Below are 14,870 nucleotides of genomic sequence, written 5' to 3'. Positions count from 1 at the left end.
AGGAACCGCCTGTGCCGGGTTGGACTCGTGGTGTTGTGCTCAACTCTCCCCCTTTGGAGTACAACGTGCTGGTCCGGCGGCCTGTGGCGGCCGGGTGGTGCGACTGCTCAGTGACCTCCTTCGTGGCCGTGGAACCGGTCGATGGCCTCCTGCGCGCCGTCGGGCATGGAGCCGTCCGCGTTGCGCACGAGGAAGATGCCCGCCATCCCGGCGTCGGAGTGGAACTGGACGTGGCAGTGGTACATCCACGCCCCCGGGCCGACGTCCTCGCCGGCGATCACCTGGAAGCCGAAGGAGTCCCCACCGTTGAGGTCCCGGTTGTCGATGATCTGGCTGGAGTCGCGGGGACCCTCGAGGTACCCGGTGCGGGTGTTGGCCCAACGATGGGCGTGCAGGTGGAAGGTGTGGAACATGTCGCCGTGGCCGATGCAGATGAACTCCACGGTCTCCCCGTGGTTGGCCTCGAACATCGGCGTGTTCGGCGCGAGCTTGTTGTTGATGAGCATCCCGTTGAACACCATCGTGAACTGGCGGTCGGGCAGGATGTCGCCGCGACGGCGGACGACGAGCCCGCCGTAGAGGCCCGCGGCGATGCCGCCGGATCCGTGCACCGTGCCCATCGCGTGGTCGTGGTAGTGCCAGTAGCCGGCGGTCCCGGGACGGGCCCAGCGGCCGAGCGACTTCTCCCCGGTGGTGCGCCAGGTGTAGGTGCGGGTCTCGCCGGGCTGGTTGAACGAGTCGTTCATCGGGGCGCCGTCGGAGTCGGTGGTGTACAGGACGCCGTGCGGGTGGATGGAGACGGTGCTCTGGGTCGTGTTGACGAGGGTGATCTCCATCGTGTCGCCCTCGTACATCTCGAGGACGGGTCCGGGGATCGTCGCCTGGCCGGGCGCGAGCCCGTAGCCGAACTGTCCGCCGCCGAGGTCCTCGACGTACATGGTGATCCGGTGCGTCGTCCCCTCCGGGGTCGCGAGCGAGCGCGACAGGGGTGCGGTCGCTGCGGCGGCGGCGGACGTGCCGCCCAGCGCCGCGGCGGTCGCCGGGACGAAGAGGGCAGCTGCCGCACCGGCGAGCATGCTGCGCCGCGAGAAGCCTGAGTCGGCCTGCGGCGTGGTGGGTGTGTCGGTCATGGAGGCTCCTGTCGTCGTGACACGACACCACGGTCTGCGCACCTCGCCGGCAGAAGGTCCCCCCGACGACGACGCGTTGCTGGTGGGCGAGCGCGTCGTTGCGACTACCGAGGCGTGAGGCAAATAACACCAATCGGGCCGACAGTAGGCCCCCTTCCGACGAGCGTCAAGCAAAAGACGAGAAGTCAGTACCGGTGACACGGAAGTAGTTTTCGCAGAACCGGCGGGATGGTGCGGCTCGTCCGGAGCTGCCCGGTCGCTCGTCCTGCGCGCCGACGGGTCGCCCGCATGGTGGACGGCACCGCGCGCATCGGTGGGACGGACGGCGACCGACCTGCGGACTTGGGCGCGTGTTGGGATCCTTCTGCGTGTCGATTTACCCAAAGGGGGTTGCCGTTTGCCGCCTTAGCCGCTTGACTCTCTCCCGGGGGTTGCCCCGACATTGATGTCGTCAAAGGGCAGGGAGTGACACATGAGGTCACGGATTGCGTGTTCGCGGTGGGGTGCAGCGGTGGGGACACCGGCAGTGCCGCGCCCGAGGGTGGGGGCTCGCGCTGCTGGAGCGTCTCACCGGCTGCTGCCGCGCCCAGGGCGGCACGCCTCACCGCCAGCACGCTGACGACAGCGCGCGGGCCAGCCGGGCCCACGGCGCCACCCTCCGTCCACCGCCCGCGCGCGCGGCGTCGCGTCGCCGGGTATCTACCTCAGCACAAGGAGAAACCATGCGTAAGAGACTTGCCAGCGTCCTCATCGGCGGCATCGCGCTCGCCGGGTTCGGGGCTGCGGTGCCGGCCCAGGCGGCCCTCACCACCAACTGCAACGGGCACGCTGCCGACGTCACGATCCCCGGCGACCTCGTCGTGAGGGCGGGCAAGGCCTGCTCCCTGGAGAACACGATCGTCAACGGCAACGTGCGCGTCGCCGCGGACGCGGACCTCGTCGCCGACGGCCTCACGGTCAACGGCAACGTCAACGTCCAGGCCGGGGCCTACCTCGACCTCGTGAACTCCTCTGTCACCGGGAACGTCGCCAACAACGGCGGCTTCGGGATCTACCTCGACGACACGACCCTCAACGCCTACAACGGCAACGCACGTGACAACGCCGAGAGCTTCCTGTGGACCTACGGGGCGGAGTTCAACGGGCGCGTCGCGGCCACCGGCGGATCCCTCCTGCTCGAGAGCTCCTACGCGAACCGCGCGGTGGAGACGACCGACACCCAGTACACCGACATCCTCGACTCCGTCGTCGCCGGCGCGCTCACCGTCACCGGCTCGGAGTTCGGTGCGCTCGTCTGCGGCAGCGAGGTCGACGGCCACGCGACCTTCGCCAGCAACAACGTGGGCGTCCAGCTCGGCTCCGGCGGCGCGCTCGGCGAGTGCGAGGGCGGCAGCAGCGTCTGGGGCGGGAACGTCACCGTGTCCGGCACGACCGGCCACGTGCAGGTCTCGGACAACATCATCCGTCGCAACCTCGCGGGCACCGGCAACGAGTCCGTCGAGGCGAGCAACAACCGCGTCCGCGGCGAGCTGCAGGGCCAGTTCGCCGAGCAGGCCGCGCAGCGCATGATGCGGATGCAGGCCGCCGCGCCCGAGGCCGACGCCGAGCGCGACGTCCTCGAGCAGCTCCGGTCCGAGCGTCTCACCAAGGCGGAGCAGGCCGCCGTGGCCGCCGGCCCCGCGCAGCTCTGACCTGACCGCTCACCGCCGCAGGCCCCGCACCACACAGGTGCGGGGCCTGCGGTGCTGAGGGCGCCGGGCCGTCGGGCAGACCGTCAGCGGCCGGCGGCGTAGCCCTGCATGCCGCGCGGGTTGGCAGCCGCGCCGAGCAGCCCGGTGGCCGGGTCCCGGGTGACGGCGGACAGCCGCCCCAGGGACCAGTCGCCGGCGCGCGTCACGCGGTGGCCCCGCCGCTCGAGCTCGGCGATGACGTCCTCGCCCAGCCGGTCCTCGACGACGGCGCGCGCCGGGTCCCACGCGCGCGGCCAGAACGAGTCGGGCATCGAGCGGGTGTGGAACGCCGGGGCGTCGATGGCCTCCTGCGGGCCGTACCCGCCGACGATCGTGCGGAGCAGGTAGAGCAGCTGCCACTGGTCCTGCTGGTCGCCGCCGGGGGAGCCGAGTGCGGTGACGGCGTGACCGTCGCGCAGCACGAGCGTGGGCGTGAGCGTGGTGCGCGGACGGCGCCCGGGCTGGAGCGAGGACGAGGCGCCGTCCTCCAGCCACGTCATCTGCAGCCGCGTGCCCAGGCAGAAGCCGAGCCCGGGGACGGTCGGGGAGGACTGCAGCCACCCGCCCGAGGGCGTCGCGGAGACCATGTTGCCCCACCGGTCGACGACGTCGACGTGGCAGGTGTCCCCGCGCTGCTCGCCGCCCGTGCCGACGGTCGGCTCGCCGACGCCGGCGACCTGCGCGTCGTCTGTCTCGCGCAGTGGCGGGCGGAACGGCTCGCGGCCCGGGACGACGCCCGGCCGCAGCTCGGCGGAGGCGGTCTCCCCGATGAGCGCGCGACGCTCGGCGGCGTAGCCGGGGGAGAGGAGGACGTCGAGGGCGGCCCGTGCGTCGTCGTCGTCGCCGTAGTAGGCGTCGCGGTCGGCGAGGGCGAGCTTGAGGACCTCGAGGACGGTGTGTGCGCCGAGCGCGGTGGACGGGTCGAGGCGCTCGTCGTCGAGGCCGTCGAGCAGGGTGAGCATCTGCAGGAGCGCCGGCCCCTGCCCCCACGGGCCGGTCTTGGCGACCGTGTGGCCACGGAACTCGGCGGTGACCGCGGGCTCGTAGCCCGCGGTGAAGGCGGCGAAGTCCGCGGGCGTGATGACCCCGGCGTAGGTACCGCCGTCGGAGTGGCGGTGGGGGACGGCGGCGAACCGGGAGGCCTCCTCGGCGACGAACCCCTCGCGCCACGCGGCCCGCGCCGCCTCGATCCGACTCTCCCGGTCACCGGCACCGCCCGCCCCGACGAGGCGTTCGAGGGTGCGGGCGTACGCCTCGTTGCGGACGAGCTCACCGGGCCGCGGGACGCGCCCGCCGGGGAGCCACAGCGCGGCCGAGGTGGGCCAGTGCTCGCGGAAGAGGTCGGCGACGGCGGCGATGGTGCGGCACGTCGCGGGCAGGACGGGGTGGCCGTCGCGGGCGTACCCGATCGCGGGGGCGAGGACGTCGGCGAGGTCCCAGGTGCCGTGGTCGCGCAGGAGCAGCAGCCAGGCGTCGACGGCGCCCGGCACGGCCGCGGCGAGGGCACCGGCGCCGGGGACGAGGTCGAGGCCCAGGCCGCGGTAGTGCTCCCGGGTGGCGCCGGCGGGCGCCGGACCCTGCCCCATGAGGACCACCGGGTCGCCCGGGGCGTCGGCCGTCACGAAGATCGCCGGCATGTCCCCGCCCGGCCCGTTGAGGTGCGGCTCGACGACGTGGAGGACGAAACCGGCCGCCGCGGCGGCGTCGAAGGCGTTGCCGCCGCGCTCGAGGACGGACTGGGCCGTCGCCGTCGCGATCCAGTGCGTCGAGGCCGCCATCCCGAAGGTGCCCTGGAGGGTGGGGCGCGTGGTGAAGGGGGGCGGTGGGGTGAAGGCCGGCGGCATCGGGCCAGCGTAACGACGGCACTGCGCGACCGGCAGAACGGGACCTACCCAGTGTTGCCAGGTACCGGTACCTAGCGTTACTGTCTACCAGTACCCAGCGTTACTAGGTAGAGGTGGTCGCGTGGCCAGCCAGCTGACGGAGATGCTCAAGGGGACCCTTGAGGGGATCGTCCTCGCGATGCTCGACGAGCGGTCCGCCTACGGGTACGAGATCACCACGGGCCTGCGCGACCGCGGCTTCGCCGAGATCGCCGAGGGCACCGTCTACGCCCTGCTCGTGCGCATCGAGCAGCGCGGCCTCGTCGAGGTGGAGAAGGTCCCGTCCGAGAAGGGCCCGCCCCGCAAGGTCTACTCGCTCAACGCCGCCGGCCGCACCCGGCTCGCGGAGTTCTGGGCCACCTGGAGGTTCCTCGCCGAGCGCATCGCCCAGCTCGACGACGACACGCACGAAGGGGGAGCACGATGACAGGAAAGTGGTACGAGGCCCTCACGGGCTCGCTGGAGGAGAAGAGGCAGTACCGGCAGGACAAGGCCCGCATCGACGGGCTGCCCGAGCCGCAGCGCACCGCTGCCCGGGCGATGCACCGGTACCTCATGTACTACGGGGCCGTCACCGCCGCTGACGCGCTCACGACGATGGTCACCGACCTCGCCGACCTCTGGGAGCGCGCCGCCGTCGACGGCACGCCGGTCCGCGACATCGTCGGGGAGGACCCGGTCGACTTCGCCGAGACGTTCGCCCAGGCCTACGTCGGCAAGCAGTGGCTCGACAAGGAGCGCGCCCGCCTCACGAGGGCGATCGAGGGCGCCACCGCCCAGGAGAAGGGGACGGACGCATGACCACGACCACCCGCGAGCCCGCCGTCCGGGTGCGCGGGATCAGGAAGTCCTTCAAGGGGCTCGACGTCCTGCGCGGCGTCGACCTCGACGTCGCGGCGGGCAGCATCCTCGCCCTCCTCGGCTCCAACGGCGCCGGCAAGACGACGCTCGTGCGGATCCTCTCCACGCTCACGCGACCGGACGCGGGCAGCGCCGTCGTCCACGGGCACGACGTCCTCGCCGAGCCCGCCGCTGTCCGCGAGTCGATCAGCCTCACCGGCCAGTTCGCCGCCGTCGACGACGTGCTCACCGGGCGGGAGAACCTCGTGCTCGTCGCGCGGCTGCGCCACCTGCCGAACCCCGGAGCCGTCGCCGACGAGCTGCTCGACCGCATGTCCCTCACCGACGCCGGCGGGCGCCGGGCGGGGGAGTACTCCGGCGGCATGCGCCGCCGCCTCGACATCGCGATGAGCCTCGTCGGCGACCCGCCCGTCGTCTTCCTCGACGAGCCGACCACGGGCCTGGACCCGCAGGGGCGCGCCGAGGTGTGGCGGACCGTCAAGCGGCTGGCCGACGCCGGCACCACCGTCCTCCTCACCACGCAGTACCTCGAGGAGGCCGAGCAGCTCGCCGACCGGATCGCGATCCTCCACGGGGGCACGATCGTCCAGCACGGCACGCTCGCCGAGCTGAAGGCGCTCCTGCCGCCGGCGACCGTGGAGTACGTGGAGAAGCAGCCCACCCTCGAGGAGGTCTTCCTCGTCCTGGTCGGGGAGCCCGCCGAGGACGCCAGCGGTGTGTCGGTGAGGAGGGACCGGTGATGGCCACCCACGCCCTCGCGGACACCCGCGCCCTCACCGGGCGCTCGCTGCGCCACGTCCTGCGCAGCCCGGACACGATCATCACGACGGCGATCACGCCTGTCGCGATCATGCTGCTCTTCGTCTACGTCCTCGGCAGCGCCATCGACACCGGCGGCCGGTACGTCGACTACCTCCTGCCGGGCATCCTGCTCATCACCATCGCCTCGGGCGTCGCCTACACGTCCTACCGGCTGTTCCTCGACCTCGCGGGCGGGATCGTCGACCGCTTCCGGTCGATGCCGGTCGCCCGGCCCGCCGTGCTGTGGGCCCACGTCCTCACGTCGCTGGTTGCGAACGCCGTCTCGGTGGCGCTCGTCGTCGGCGTCGCGTTCCTCATCGGCTTCCGCACCGGGGCGTCCGTGGGTGCCTGGCTCGCCGTCGTCGGGATCCTCACGCTCTTCACCCTCGCCCTCACCTGGCTCGCGGTGGTCGCCGGGCTCAGTGCCAGGACGGTCGACGGCGCGGGTGCGTTCGGCTACCCGCTGATCTTCCTGCCGTTCCTCAGCTCGGCCTTCGTCCCGACCGACGGCATGCCGGGACCGGTCGCGTGGTTCGCCGAGCACCAGCCGGTGACGCCGGTCGTCGACACGCTGCGCTCCCTGTTCGCCGGGACGCCCGTGGGGACGGACATCTGGGTCGCTCTCGCGTGGCTCGCCGCGGTCCTGCTCCTCGGCTACGCCGCGGCCGTCGTCCTGGATCGCCGCAAGGCGCGCTGACCGACCCCCTGCCGGGCGGCGGGGGCTCGGCGGCGGCGCCGCTCAGCCCGGGAGCGGCGTGCCCTGGTGGAAGACGCACCGCACGGCGCCGTCCTCCTCGCACCACAGCGAGGAGCGGCGGCTCGCGCCGGTGCCGAGGTCGAGCCGGTAGGTGAGGAGGAGCGTGCCGGGCCCGACCTCGCGTGCCGCTCGCTCGGTGAGCGTCGCGGGCCCGGGCGGCAGCGACTCGCCGGTGAGCTCGGCGAGGATCTCCTCCCGGCCCCACCACCTGCCCGACTGCCCGATCTCGGTGAAGTCCGCGGAGAGCAGCGGCTCCAGGCGCGAGCGGTCCGCGCGCACGGCCGGGCTCAGCAGCAACTCCTCACCTGCCCACGCCGCTGCGGCGAGGTCGGTCATCGCCACCCCAGAGCCGGCGCGAGGTGGGTGAGGACCGCCTCGACGACGTGGGCGTTGTAGTCCACGCCGAGCATGTTCGGCACCGTGAGCAGCAGGGTGTCCGCCGCGGCCACCGCCTCGTCGGCCGCGAGCTCCTCCACCAGCCGGTCCGGCTCGCCCGCGTAGGACCTGCCGAAGCGGGCGAGCCCGCCCTCGAGCCGGCCGACCTGGTCGGTGGAGTGCGTGTCGCGCCAGAAGAGCTCGCGGTCCTGGTCGGTGACGAGCGGGAAGATCGAGCGGCTCACCGAGACGCGCGGCTCCCAGTCGTGGCCCGCAGCGCGCCAGGCGTCGCGGTAGCGCTGGATCTGCTCGGCCTGCAGCAGGTGGAAGGGGATCCCGGTGTCCTCGGTGAGCAGGGTGGAGCTCATGAGGTTCATCCCGTGCTCGGCCGCCCACTCCGCGGTGGCCCGCGACCCCGCGCCCCACCAGACCCGCCGACGCAGCCCGGGGGAGTGCGGCTCGACGCGCAGCAGCCCGGGCGGGTTGGGGAACATCGGGCGCGGGTTCGGCTCGGCGAAGCCCTCGCCGTCGAGCACCTCGAGGAGGCGCAGCGTGCGGGAGCGGGCCATGTCGGCGTCGGAGGTGCCGGCGTCGGGGACGTTGCCGAAGTACTCGTAGCCGCGGACCACCTGCTCCGGTGAGCCGCGGCTGACGCCGAGCTGGAGCCGCCCGCCGGAGATGAGGTCGGCGGCGCCGGCGTCCTCGGCGAAGTACAGCGGGTTCTCGTAGCGCATGTCGATGACGCCGGTGCCGATCTCGATGCGGCTCGTGCGGGCGCCGATCGCGGCGAGCAGCGGGAACGGCGAGGCGAGCTGGCGGGCGAAGTGGTGGACGCGGAAGTAGGCGCCGTCGGCCCCGAGCTCCTCGGCCGCGACCGCGAGCTCGATCGACTGCACGAGCGCGTCGCGTGCGGAGCGCACCTGCGACTGCGGCGAGGGAGCCCAGTGGCCGAAGGACAGGAAGCCGATGTTCTTCATTCCGGGGACAACACGGTCGCCTCCGGCGTATTCCGATGAGTTCGCCGTCCTGGCAGGGTCGGCAGGGGGAGGAAGGGAGAACCGGGTGGGTTTGATCGTGGTGCAGGCGTTCGTGACGCTCGACGGCGTCGTCCAGGCAGGAGGCGGGCCGGAGGAGGACACCGACGGCGGGTTCCCGCACGGAGGATGGCAGGCGAGGTACGACACCGAGCACGGCGGCACGGAGATGGGTGGTCTCGTCCGGGAGTGGGAGGGCAGGACCGGGGCGCTCCTGCTGGGGCGGCGGACGTACGAGATCTTCGCCGGCTCGTGGGGGGTGTGGGACGAGAACGCCCCAGGCTTCCAGGGCGAGCTGACGCGGCGCTACAACCGGGTGCCGAAGTACGTCGCCTCGCGGACGCTGACGCGGCTCGGCTGGGCCGGGTCCCACCTCCTCGGGCAGGACGTGCCGGGCGCGGTCCGCCGGGTGCGGGAGGAGGTGGACGGCGAGGTCCGGGTCTGGGGCAGCACGCGCCTGGTGCGGACGCTGGCCGCGCACGGGCTGGTCGACGAGTACCGGCTCGCGCGCTACCCCGTCGTCCTGGGCACGGGGAAGCGGCTGTTCTCCGACGGCTTCGCGCCGTCCGACCTCCGCCTCACCAGGTCCCGCGCCCTGTCCTCCGGCGTGGTCGTGTCCTGGTACCGGCCCGTACGAGAGGTTGCGGCCAGTCCCTGACCGCGTCCTGTGATGGTCTCATCGTGGCCGGACCCACCGGCCGCCCGAGAAGGGGGAGCACCGATGTTTCGAGGGTTCGCCACGACCAGCTTCTACGCCGACGACCTGGCCGAGGCCGTCGCCTGGTACGCCGAGCTGTTCGGCGTACAGCCGTACTACGCCTACCCACCCCCGCCGGCCGAGCCCGCGTACGTGGAGTTCCGGGTCGGCGACGACGAGGACGAGCTCGGGTTCATCGACCGCCGGTACGCGCCCGCCGGGGCGTCCAACCCGCCTGGTGGAGCCGTGGTGTTCTGGCACGTCGACGACCTGCCCGGGACGGCGCAGCGCCTGCTCGCGATGGGGGCGACCGAGTACGAGCCGGTCACCCCGCGCGCCCAGGGGTTCACCACGGCATCGTTCGTCGACCCGTTCGGGAACGTCCTCGGCGTCATGCACAACCCGCACTACCTCGAGGTCGTCGGACGACGAGCGAGGGAGTGAGGCCGCGGCCCGCCCGGCCGGTCCGGGCCGCTCACGGCGACCGGAACCTGCCACCACGTCCGCGACACGCGCGCGACACGCCGCTGGACGGCGCTTCCCGGGCCGGGGCGCGAGGACTTGTGGGCAGGTTCGGCGCGCCACCCCGACTGCCGGGACCGGCGTCGGCGGCTCTCAGGACTCCGGCGCGAAGGCCTCGAGGACGAGGAACGCGACGATGCACATCCACTCGTCGAGCTGCTCGTCACCGTCGGGCACGAGGCAGGCCGGGCGGGAGCCCATGCGGTCGTACTCGACCGTGAAGGGGCCGATGCGGTGGACCCGCATCCCAGCCATGTCGTACTCGACCGGCACGTCCCCGATACGGCGCAGCCGCATGCCGACGAGGTCGTACTCGATCTCGTGCTCGCCGACGTGGGAGGGCCGGGTGCCCAGGACGTCGTACTCGATGCGGTGGTCGCCCACCTGGCGCAGCCGGTGACCGACCCTGTCGTAGTCGAGCATGAGGTACCCGAGCGAGACGGGCAGGGAGCCGAACAGGGCGTAGTCGATGCGGTGCTCGCCGATCTGTCGCAGGCGGGTGCCCATCATGTCGTAGTCCAGCTCAGCGATCATCCCGCCGAGCGTAGTGACGAGCGCGGCCGGCCGGGCGGGAACGGGTCGATGCGTGGGTGGTGGGCGTCAGAACCTGCCACGAAGTCCCGTCGAGGAGGCCTCCGGGGCGGCAGTGCGCGGCGTGTCGCGGGCGTGTCGCGGACTTGGTGGCAGATTCCGGACGGCGCCGGCCGGAGGGGCGATGAGTTCTCGCCGGGAGCGCGGTCGGGTAATGGCGACGTGTCCGATGTGCCCGAAAGGACCTACCATGAAGCTCACCGTCCACACCTTCGCCAGCCTCGACGGCGTCATGCAGGGGCCCGGCTCCCCGGAGGAGGACCCGAGCGGCGGGTTCGACCGCGGCGGATGGGTCGTCCCGTTCATGGAGGAGGACTTCGGCCGGGTCGTGGACAGCTGGTTCGCGCGGACCACCGAGCTGCTCTTCGGCCGCACCACCTACGACCTCATGGCGGGGTACTGGCCGCAGGTCACCGACCCGGACGACGCCGTCGCCGCCGTGCTCAACGGCAGCCCCAAGCACCTCGTCTCGATGACGGTCACCGCCCCGTCCTGGGCCAACACGGTGAGCGTCATCGCCGACGACGTCGCAGGCCGGGTCCGGGAGCTCACGAACCGGCCCGGGGGAGAGCTGCAGGTCCACGGGTCGTGGCGGCTCGTCCAGGCGCTGCACGAGGCGGGCCTGGTCGACGAGTACCGGATCATCGAGTTCCCGGTGGTCGTGGGCGAGGGGAAGCGGATCTTCCGGGACGGGGCGACGGCCTCCAGCTTCGACGTCGTGGAGACGCAGGTGCTCGGGTCCGGCGCCGTCTACCGGGTGCTGCGCCCCACGCCGTTCACCAGAGGCGCCTTCTCCGTCGAGGACGGGCGGGAGACCGTCGCGCTCGACGTCTGACCGGACCTGCCGGCGGAAGAGGGGGGAGTGGTGCTCTGGTTGAACTCTCGATCACGGACGACCTGCTCGGGCCCCGGTCGCGGGGTGGCACCCCGCGGCCGGGGCCCGGACGCGCCCGGCTCGCTCGAGGGTGCGCGTCCCGACGCGGGCGGGGCCGGCCGGTGGGGACTACGGTGCCCGCATGGTCGAGCAGGTGCCGGTGACCGGTGACCTGCCCGGCCTGCGCCCGTTCCGGGTCGCGGTGCCCGAGGCGGAGCTCGCCGACCTGCGCGACCGACTACGGCGCACCCGCTGGCCCGAGGCCGCGCCGGCGCCCGGCTGGGAGCAGGGGATCCCGCTCGAGGTCGTGCAGCGGCTGTGCCGGCGCTGGGCCGAGGGCTACGACTGGCGGGCCACCGAGGCGCGGCTCGACGCGGTCCCGCAGTACCTCGTCACCGTCGACGGGCTCGATCTTCATCTGCTGCACGCACGTTCGCCGCACCCCGGCGCCTTCCCGCTGGTCCTCACCCACGGCTGGCCCGGCTCGGTGCTCGAGCTGCTGTCGCTCGTCGGGCCGCTCACCGACCCGCCGGCGCACGGTGGCCGGGCCGAGGACGCGTTCGACGTCGTCATCCCCTCGCTGCCCGGGTACGGGTTCAGCGGCAGGCCGACGACGCGCGGCTGGGGGATCGAGCGCGTCGCGCGCGCCTGGGCACGGCTCATGGCGCTGCTCGGGTACGACCGGTACGGCGCCGCGGGCAGCGACTGGGGGACGAGCGTGTCGGCGACGCTCGGCGTGCTCGACCCGGCGCACGTCGCCGGGGTCCACCTCGTGCCACCGCTCGCCGGCCCCCGACCCGACGGCGGTCCGCCCAGCCCCGAGGAGCGGGCGGCGCTCGCCGAGCTGGCGCAGCGGGGGCGGGAGTCGTCGGCGTACTCCGAGGTGCACCGGACCGCGCCGCAGACGGTCGGCTACGCGCTCACCGACTCACCGGCCGGCCTGTGCGCCTGGCTCGGGGAGAAGCTCCTCGCCTGGACGGGCCCGCCCGGACTCACCGACGACCAGGTCCTGGACCAGGTGAGCCTGTACTGGTTCACCCGTACCGCAGCCTCCTCGGCCCGGCTCTACGCGGAGAGCATCGGGCAGGTGGCCGGCTGGCTCGGCGGGCAGGACGAGCCGGTGGTCCGGGTGCCCGCAGGGGCCTCGGTCTTCGGGGCGGAGGTTCCCCGGCCCTCCCGACGCTGGACCGAGCGCCGCTTCCCGGACCTCCGGTACTGGGCCGAGCACGAGCGCGGCGGGCACTTCCCGGCCCTCGAGGTGCCCGAGCTGCTCGTGGAGGACCTGCGGGCGTTCTACCGCCACGTCCGCTGACCACCCTCTCGGGCGTCCGCCTTGGCCCCCGGCCGACGCGCAGGACGGGGGGCACCCCGAAATGACCTCGACCTGCGGCTCCTCCGTGCCAGACTTTCGGCCTGTGACCTGGAGCATCCGCCACGCCGCAGCCCCGACCGCCCTCCTTCTCGTCGCCTCCGGCGCCCTCGGAGCGTGCAGCGCGGAGGAGGACCCCACGGAGCGGGTCGCCGCGGCAGCCGCGCGGCTGGCGACGACGCTGGAGTCGGGCACGTGGGGGAGCACCGACCTCGCCGTCCCGCTCACCAACCTCGTCGACCTCCCGCGCGTGGTCGACGTCGTCGCCGTCGGGGAGCCGCAGACGACCGGCGAGGACGGGCCGCGCACCGCCGACGTCACCCTCGGCTGGGCCTGGGACCTCGACGCCGACGGCGAGAGCGACTGGACCTACGAGACCCGCGCCCGCCTCCACGAGGACGACGAGGGCGCGTGGACCCCCGAGTACGACGAGCGCGTGCTCGCCGAGGGACTCGGCGGGGGCGCCACGCTCAGCCTCGCCCGCACGGTGCCCGAGCGCGGGGACATCCTCGACGGCGCGGGCACCCCGATCGTCACCGACCGGCCGGTCCGGCGGGTCGGGATCGACAAGACCCGCTTCCCCGAGGGGGCGAGCGACGACGACGTCCGCGCCGGCGCCGTCGCCCTCGCGGAGGTCGTCGGGCTCGAGGACACCGCCGGCTACGCCGAGCGGGTCCTCGCCGCCGGACCGCGGGCGTTCGTCGAGATCATCACCGTGCGCGAGGGCTCGCAGGACGTCGACCTCGCCGCGCTCGAGGGCGTGCCCGGCGCCGTCGCGGTGCCGGACGAGCTGCCGCTCGCGCCCACGTCCGCCTGGGCCCGCCCGCTGCTCGGCCGGGCAGGGGAGGCGACCGCCGAGATCGTCGAGGAGTCCGAGGGCGCCGTCCAGGCGGGGGACGTCGTCGGGCTCTCCGGGCTGCAGCGCACCTTCGACGCGCAGCTGCGCGGCACCTCGGGCCTCGCCGTCGTCCGCACCGCCGCCGGCGGGGCCGAGTCGGAGGTGTTCGCCCGGGAGCCGGTCGACGGCGCCGACGTCCAGCTCTCGCTCGACACCGCGGTGCAGACCTCCGCGGAGGAGGCGCTCGCCGGGACCGAGGCCCCGGCCGGGCTCGTCGCCATCCGCCCCTCGACCGGCGAGGTGCTCGCCGTGGCGAACAGTGCGGGCACCGAGGGGCAGAACCTCGCCGCCCTCGCGACGCTCGCGCCGGGGTCCTCGTTCAAGGTGGTGACGGCGCTCGCGCTGCTGCGTGCCGGCGTGGGGCCCGACGACGTCGTCTCCTGCACCCCGGACGTCACGGTCGCGGGCTACGGCATCACCAACTACCCCGACTACCCGGCCACCCACCTCGGGGATATCGCGATGACCGACGCGATCGCGCAGTCGTGCAACACCGCGCTCATCAACGCGCGGGACGCCGTGAGCGCGCAGGACCTCGCCGACGCCGCCGCGGCCCTCGGCCTCGGGCAGCAGCTGGAGACCGGCTGGGGCGCGTTCACCGGCTCCGTGCCGACCGAGACGACCGAGACCGAGCTCGCCGCCGCGTTCATCGGGCAGGGGGAGGTGCTCGCCTCCCCGCTCACCATGGCCACGGTCGCGGCCTCGGTGCGGGCCGGCGCGGCGGTGACGCCCCGCCTGGTCCTCGGGCCGGAGGAGGTCGCCGACGGCGCTGCCGCCACGGCCCCGGCCGTGCCGCTCACCGCGGAGGAGGCCGAGGTGCTGTCGCGCTACATGCGCGCGGTGGTCGAGGAGGGCACCGGGATTCTGCTCGTCGACGTGCCCGGGGAGCCGGTCCACGCGAAGACCGGCTCGGCCGAGGTGGGGGCGGGGGACTCCTACCGGGTGGACTCGTGGATGATCGCCACCCAGGGCGACCTCGCCGTCGCCGCCCTCGTCCAGGGCGGTGGCCACGGCTCGATCGCCGCGGGCGGGATCGTCGAGGACTTCCTGCGGCAGGTGGCGGCGCGCTGAGGCGTGCGGGCCGGGCAAGTCGGGGATGCGGTTGGCGCACTGCTCGGCGCTGCCAGCGGTGCCTTGCACGCCGTTCCGCGTTCCCGAGGTGACGCCGGACGCCGGCAGAGAATTGGTGAGTTGCAAGAAGGTGGCGCCCTCGCTGGCGTATGACATTGCTTCGGGGTCAGCAGATAGTCGGCCCGCGTGACGTCTTTCGTGTAGTCGCGGACAGCGTGGAACTGACCGCGGCCATCTCATTGGCGCCCCGTAGGACCTCATCTGCCAGACGCCTGTC

General features: G+C 73.4%; 15 protein-coding genes. 10 read left to right on the top strand and 5 right to left on the bottom strand.

Translation table 11 applies throughout. The annotated features are described in order from the left end of the window. Positions 1-107: 107 nt before the first annotated feature. Complete coding sequence (locus FE251_RS11615; RefSeq protein WP_230976414.1) at positions 108-1,130, bottom strand: multicopper oxidase domain-containing protein; 1,023 nt, start codon at positions 1,128-1,130, stop codon at positions 108-110. A gap of 722 nt (positions 1,131-1,852) precedes the next feature. On the opposite strand from FE251_RS11615, the gene FE251_RS11610 reads away from it, so the two are divergent. Next, positions 1,853-2,821, top strand: a complete 969-nt coding sequence (locus FE251_RS11610; protein WP_139071406.1) for a hypothetical protein — start codon at positions 1,853-1,855, stop codon at positions 2,819-2,821. A gap of 83 nt (positions 2,822-2,904) precedes the next feature. Here FE251_RS11610 and FE251_RS11605 read toward each other — a convergent pair whose 3' ends face one another. Further along, on the bottom strand, positions 2,905-4,704 hold the full coding sequence (locus tag FE251_RS11605) for a gamma-glutamyltransferase family protein (protein WP_230976413.1): 1,800 nt from the start codon (positions 4,702-4,704) through the stop codon (positions 2,905-2,907). A 121-nt stretch (positions 4,705-4,825) separates the two neighbouring features. Here FE251_RS11605 and FE251_RS11600 point away from each other — a divergent pair, with 121 nt between their 5' ends. From FE251_RS11600 to FE251_RS11585, 4 genes are read left to right on the top strand one after another with little or no spacing between them, the layout of a single operon-like run. Beyond that, positions 4,826-5,170, top strand: coding sequence for a PadR family transcriptional regulator (locus tag FE251_RS11600; RefSeq protein WP_139071405.1), 345 nt, complete (start codon positions 4,826-4,828; stop codon positions 5,168-5,170). Beyond that, entirely contained in the window at positions 5,167-5,544 is a 378-nt protein-coding gene (locus FE251_RS11595) for a DUF1048 domain-containing protein (protein ID WP_139071404.1), read from the top strand. Before FE251_RS11600 ends, FE251_RS11595 begins: the two co-directional genes overlap by 4 nt. After that, positions 5,541-6,344, top strand: coding sequence for an ABC transporter ATP-binding protein (locus FE251_RS11590; RefSeq protein WP_139948856.1), 804 nt, complete (start codon positions 5,541-5,543; stop codon positions 6,342-6,344). Before FE251_RS11595 ends, FE251_RS11590 begins: the two co-directional genes overlap by 4 nt. After that, on the top strand, positions 6,344-7,102 hold the full coding sequence (locus FE251_RS11585) for an ABC transporter permease (protein ID WP_139071402.1): 759 nt from the start codon (positions 6,344-6,346) through the stop codon (positions 7,100-7,102). The genes FE251_RS11590 and FE251_RS11585 overlap by 1 nt, the downstream gene beginning before the upstream one ends. 42 nt (positions 7,103-7,144) lie before the next feature. On the opposite strand, the gene FE251_RS11580 is transcribed toward FE251_RS11585, so the two are convergent. Together FE251_RS11580 and FE251_RS11575 are read right to left on the bottom strand one after the other, a co-directional pair. Further along, positions 7,145-7,498, bottom strand: a complete 354-nt coding sequence (locus tag FE251_RS11580; protein WP_139948855.1) for a nuclear transport factor 2 family protein — start codon at positions 7,496-7,498, stop codon at positions 7,145-7,147. After that, positions 7,495-8,514 (bottom strand): LLM class flavin-dependent oxidoreductase, encoded by a 1,020-nt coding sequence (locus tag FE251_RS11575; protein WP_139071400.1) that lies wholly within the window; start codon positions 8,512-8,514, stop codon positions 7,495-7,497. The genes FE251_RS11580 and FE251_RS11575 overlap by 4 nt, the downstream gene beginning before the upstream one ends. Before the next feature lie 85 nt (positions 8,515-8,599). Between FE251_RS11575 and FE251_RS11570 the strand changes: the two genes are divergently transcribed. Together FE251_RS11570 and FE251_RS11565 are read left to right on the top strand one after the other, a co-directional pair. Continuing rightward, complete coding sequence (locus FE251_RS11570) at positions 8,600-9,229, top strand: dihydrofolate reductase family protein (RefSeq protein ID WP_139071399.1); 630 nt, start codon at positions 8,600-8,602, stop codon at positions 9,227-9,229. Positions 9,230-9,292: 63 nt separating this feature from the next. Next, positions 9,293-9,712, top strand: a complete 420-nt coding sequence (locus FE251_RS11565) for a VOC family protein (RefSeq protein ID WP_139071398.1) — start codon at positions 9,293-9,295, stop codon at positions 9,710-9,712. Positions 9,713-9,883: 171 nt separating this feature from the next. On the opposite strand, the gene FE251_RS11560 is transcribed toward FE251_RS11565, so the two are convergent. Further along, the gene (locus tag FE251_RS11560; RefSeq protein ID WP_139071397.1) at positions 9,884-10,324 is read right to left on the bottom strand and encodes a hypothetical protein; all 441 of its coding nucleotides are present in this window, start codon (positions 10,322-10,324) and stop codon (positions 9,884-9,886) included. Between the two features lie 247 nt (positions 10,325-10,571). On the opposite strand from FE251_RS11560, the gene FE251_RS11555 reads away from it, so the two are divergent. The 3 genes from FE251_RS11555 (at position 10,572) to FE251_RS11545 (ending at position 14,593) form a co-directional block, all read left to right on the top strand. Further along, positions 10,572-11,216, top strand: coding sequence for a dihydrofolate reductase family protein (locus FE251_RS11555; RefSeq protein ID WP_139948853.1), 645 nt, complete (start codon positions 10,572-10,574; stop codon positions 11,214-11,216). 181 nt (positions 11,217-11,397) lie between these two features. After that, complete coding sequence (locus FE251_RS11550) at positions 11,398-12,567, top strand: epoxide hydrolase family protein (RefSeq protein ID WP_139948852.1); 1,170 nt, start codon at positions 11,398-11,400, stop codon at positions 12,565-12,567. 103 nt (positions 12,568-12,670) lie between these two features. Continuing rightward, positions 12,671-14,593 carry a penicillin-binding transpeptidase domain-containing protein gene (locus FE251_RS11545; RefSeq protein WP_230976412.1) on the top strand — a complete coding sequence of 641 codons (1,923 nt, stop codon included), beginning with the start codon at positions 12,671-12,673 and terminating at the stop codon, positions 14,591-14,593. Positions 14,594-14,870: the final 277 nt, after the last annotated feature.

It is taken from the genome of Georgenia wutianyii (assembly GCF_006349365.1).
GTDB classification, from domain to species: Bacteria; Actinomycetota; Actinomycetes; order Actinomycetales; family Actinomycetaceae; genus Oceanitalea; species Oceanitalea wutianyii.
The sequence above is the reverse complement of the archived record's forward strand: the minus strand, read 5'-3'. Positions and strand labels throughout refer to the sequence as shown.

Coding starts and splice junctions, on each gene's coding strand:
- FE251_RS11555 (WP_139948853.1), top strand. CDS start 10,572: ATGAAGCTCACCGTCCACACCTTCGCCAGCCTCGACGGCGTCATGCAG.
- FE251_RS11575 (WP_139071400.1), bottom strand. CDS start 8,514: ATGAAGAACATCGGCTTCCTGTCCTTCGGCCACTGGGCTCCCTCGCCG.
- FE251_RS11590 (WP_139948856.1), top strand. CDS start 5,541: ATGACCACGACCACCCGCGAGCCCGCCGTCCGGGTGCGCGGGATCAGG.
- FE251_RS11605 (WP_230976413.1), bottom strand. CDS start 4,704: ATGCCGCCGGCCTTCACCCCACCGCCCCCCTTCACCACGCGCCCCACC.
- FE251_RS11550 (WP_139948852.1), top strand. CDS start 11,398: ATGGTCGAGCAGGTGCCGGTGACCGGTGACCTGCCCGGCCTGCGCCCG.
- FE251_RS11615 (WP_230976414.1), bottom strand. CDS start 1,130: ATGACCGACACACCCACCACGCCGCAGGCCGACTCAGGCTTCTCGCGG.
- FE251_RS11560 (WP_139071397.1), bottom strand. CDS start 10,324: ATGATCGCTGAGCTGGACTACGACATGATGGGCACCCGCCTGCGACAG.
- FE251_RS11580 (WP_139948855.1), bottom strand. CDS start 7,498: ATGACCGACCTCGCCGCAGCGGCGTGGGCAGGTGAGGAGTTGCTGCTG.
- FE251_RS11565 (WP_139071398.1), top strand. CDS start 9,293: ATGTTTCGAGGGTTCGCCACGACCAGCTTCTACGCCGACGACCTGGCC.
- FE251_RS11585 (WP_139071402.1), top strand. CDS start 6,344: ATGGCCACCCACGCCCTCGCGGACACCCGCGCCCTCACCGGGCGCTCG.
- FE251_RS11610 (WP_139071406.1), top strand. CDS start 1,853: ATGCGTAAGAGACTTGCCAGCGTCCTCATCGGCGGCATCGCGCTCGCC.
- FE251_RS11595 (WP_139071404.1), top strand. CDS start 5,167: ATGACAGGAAAGTGGTACGAGGCCCTCACGGGCTCGCTGGAGGAGAAG.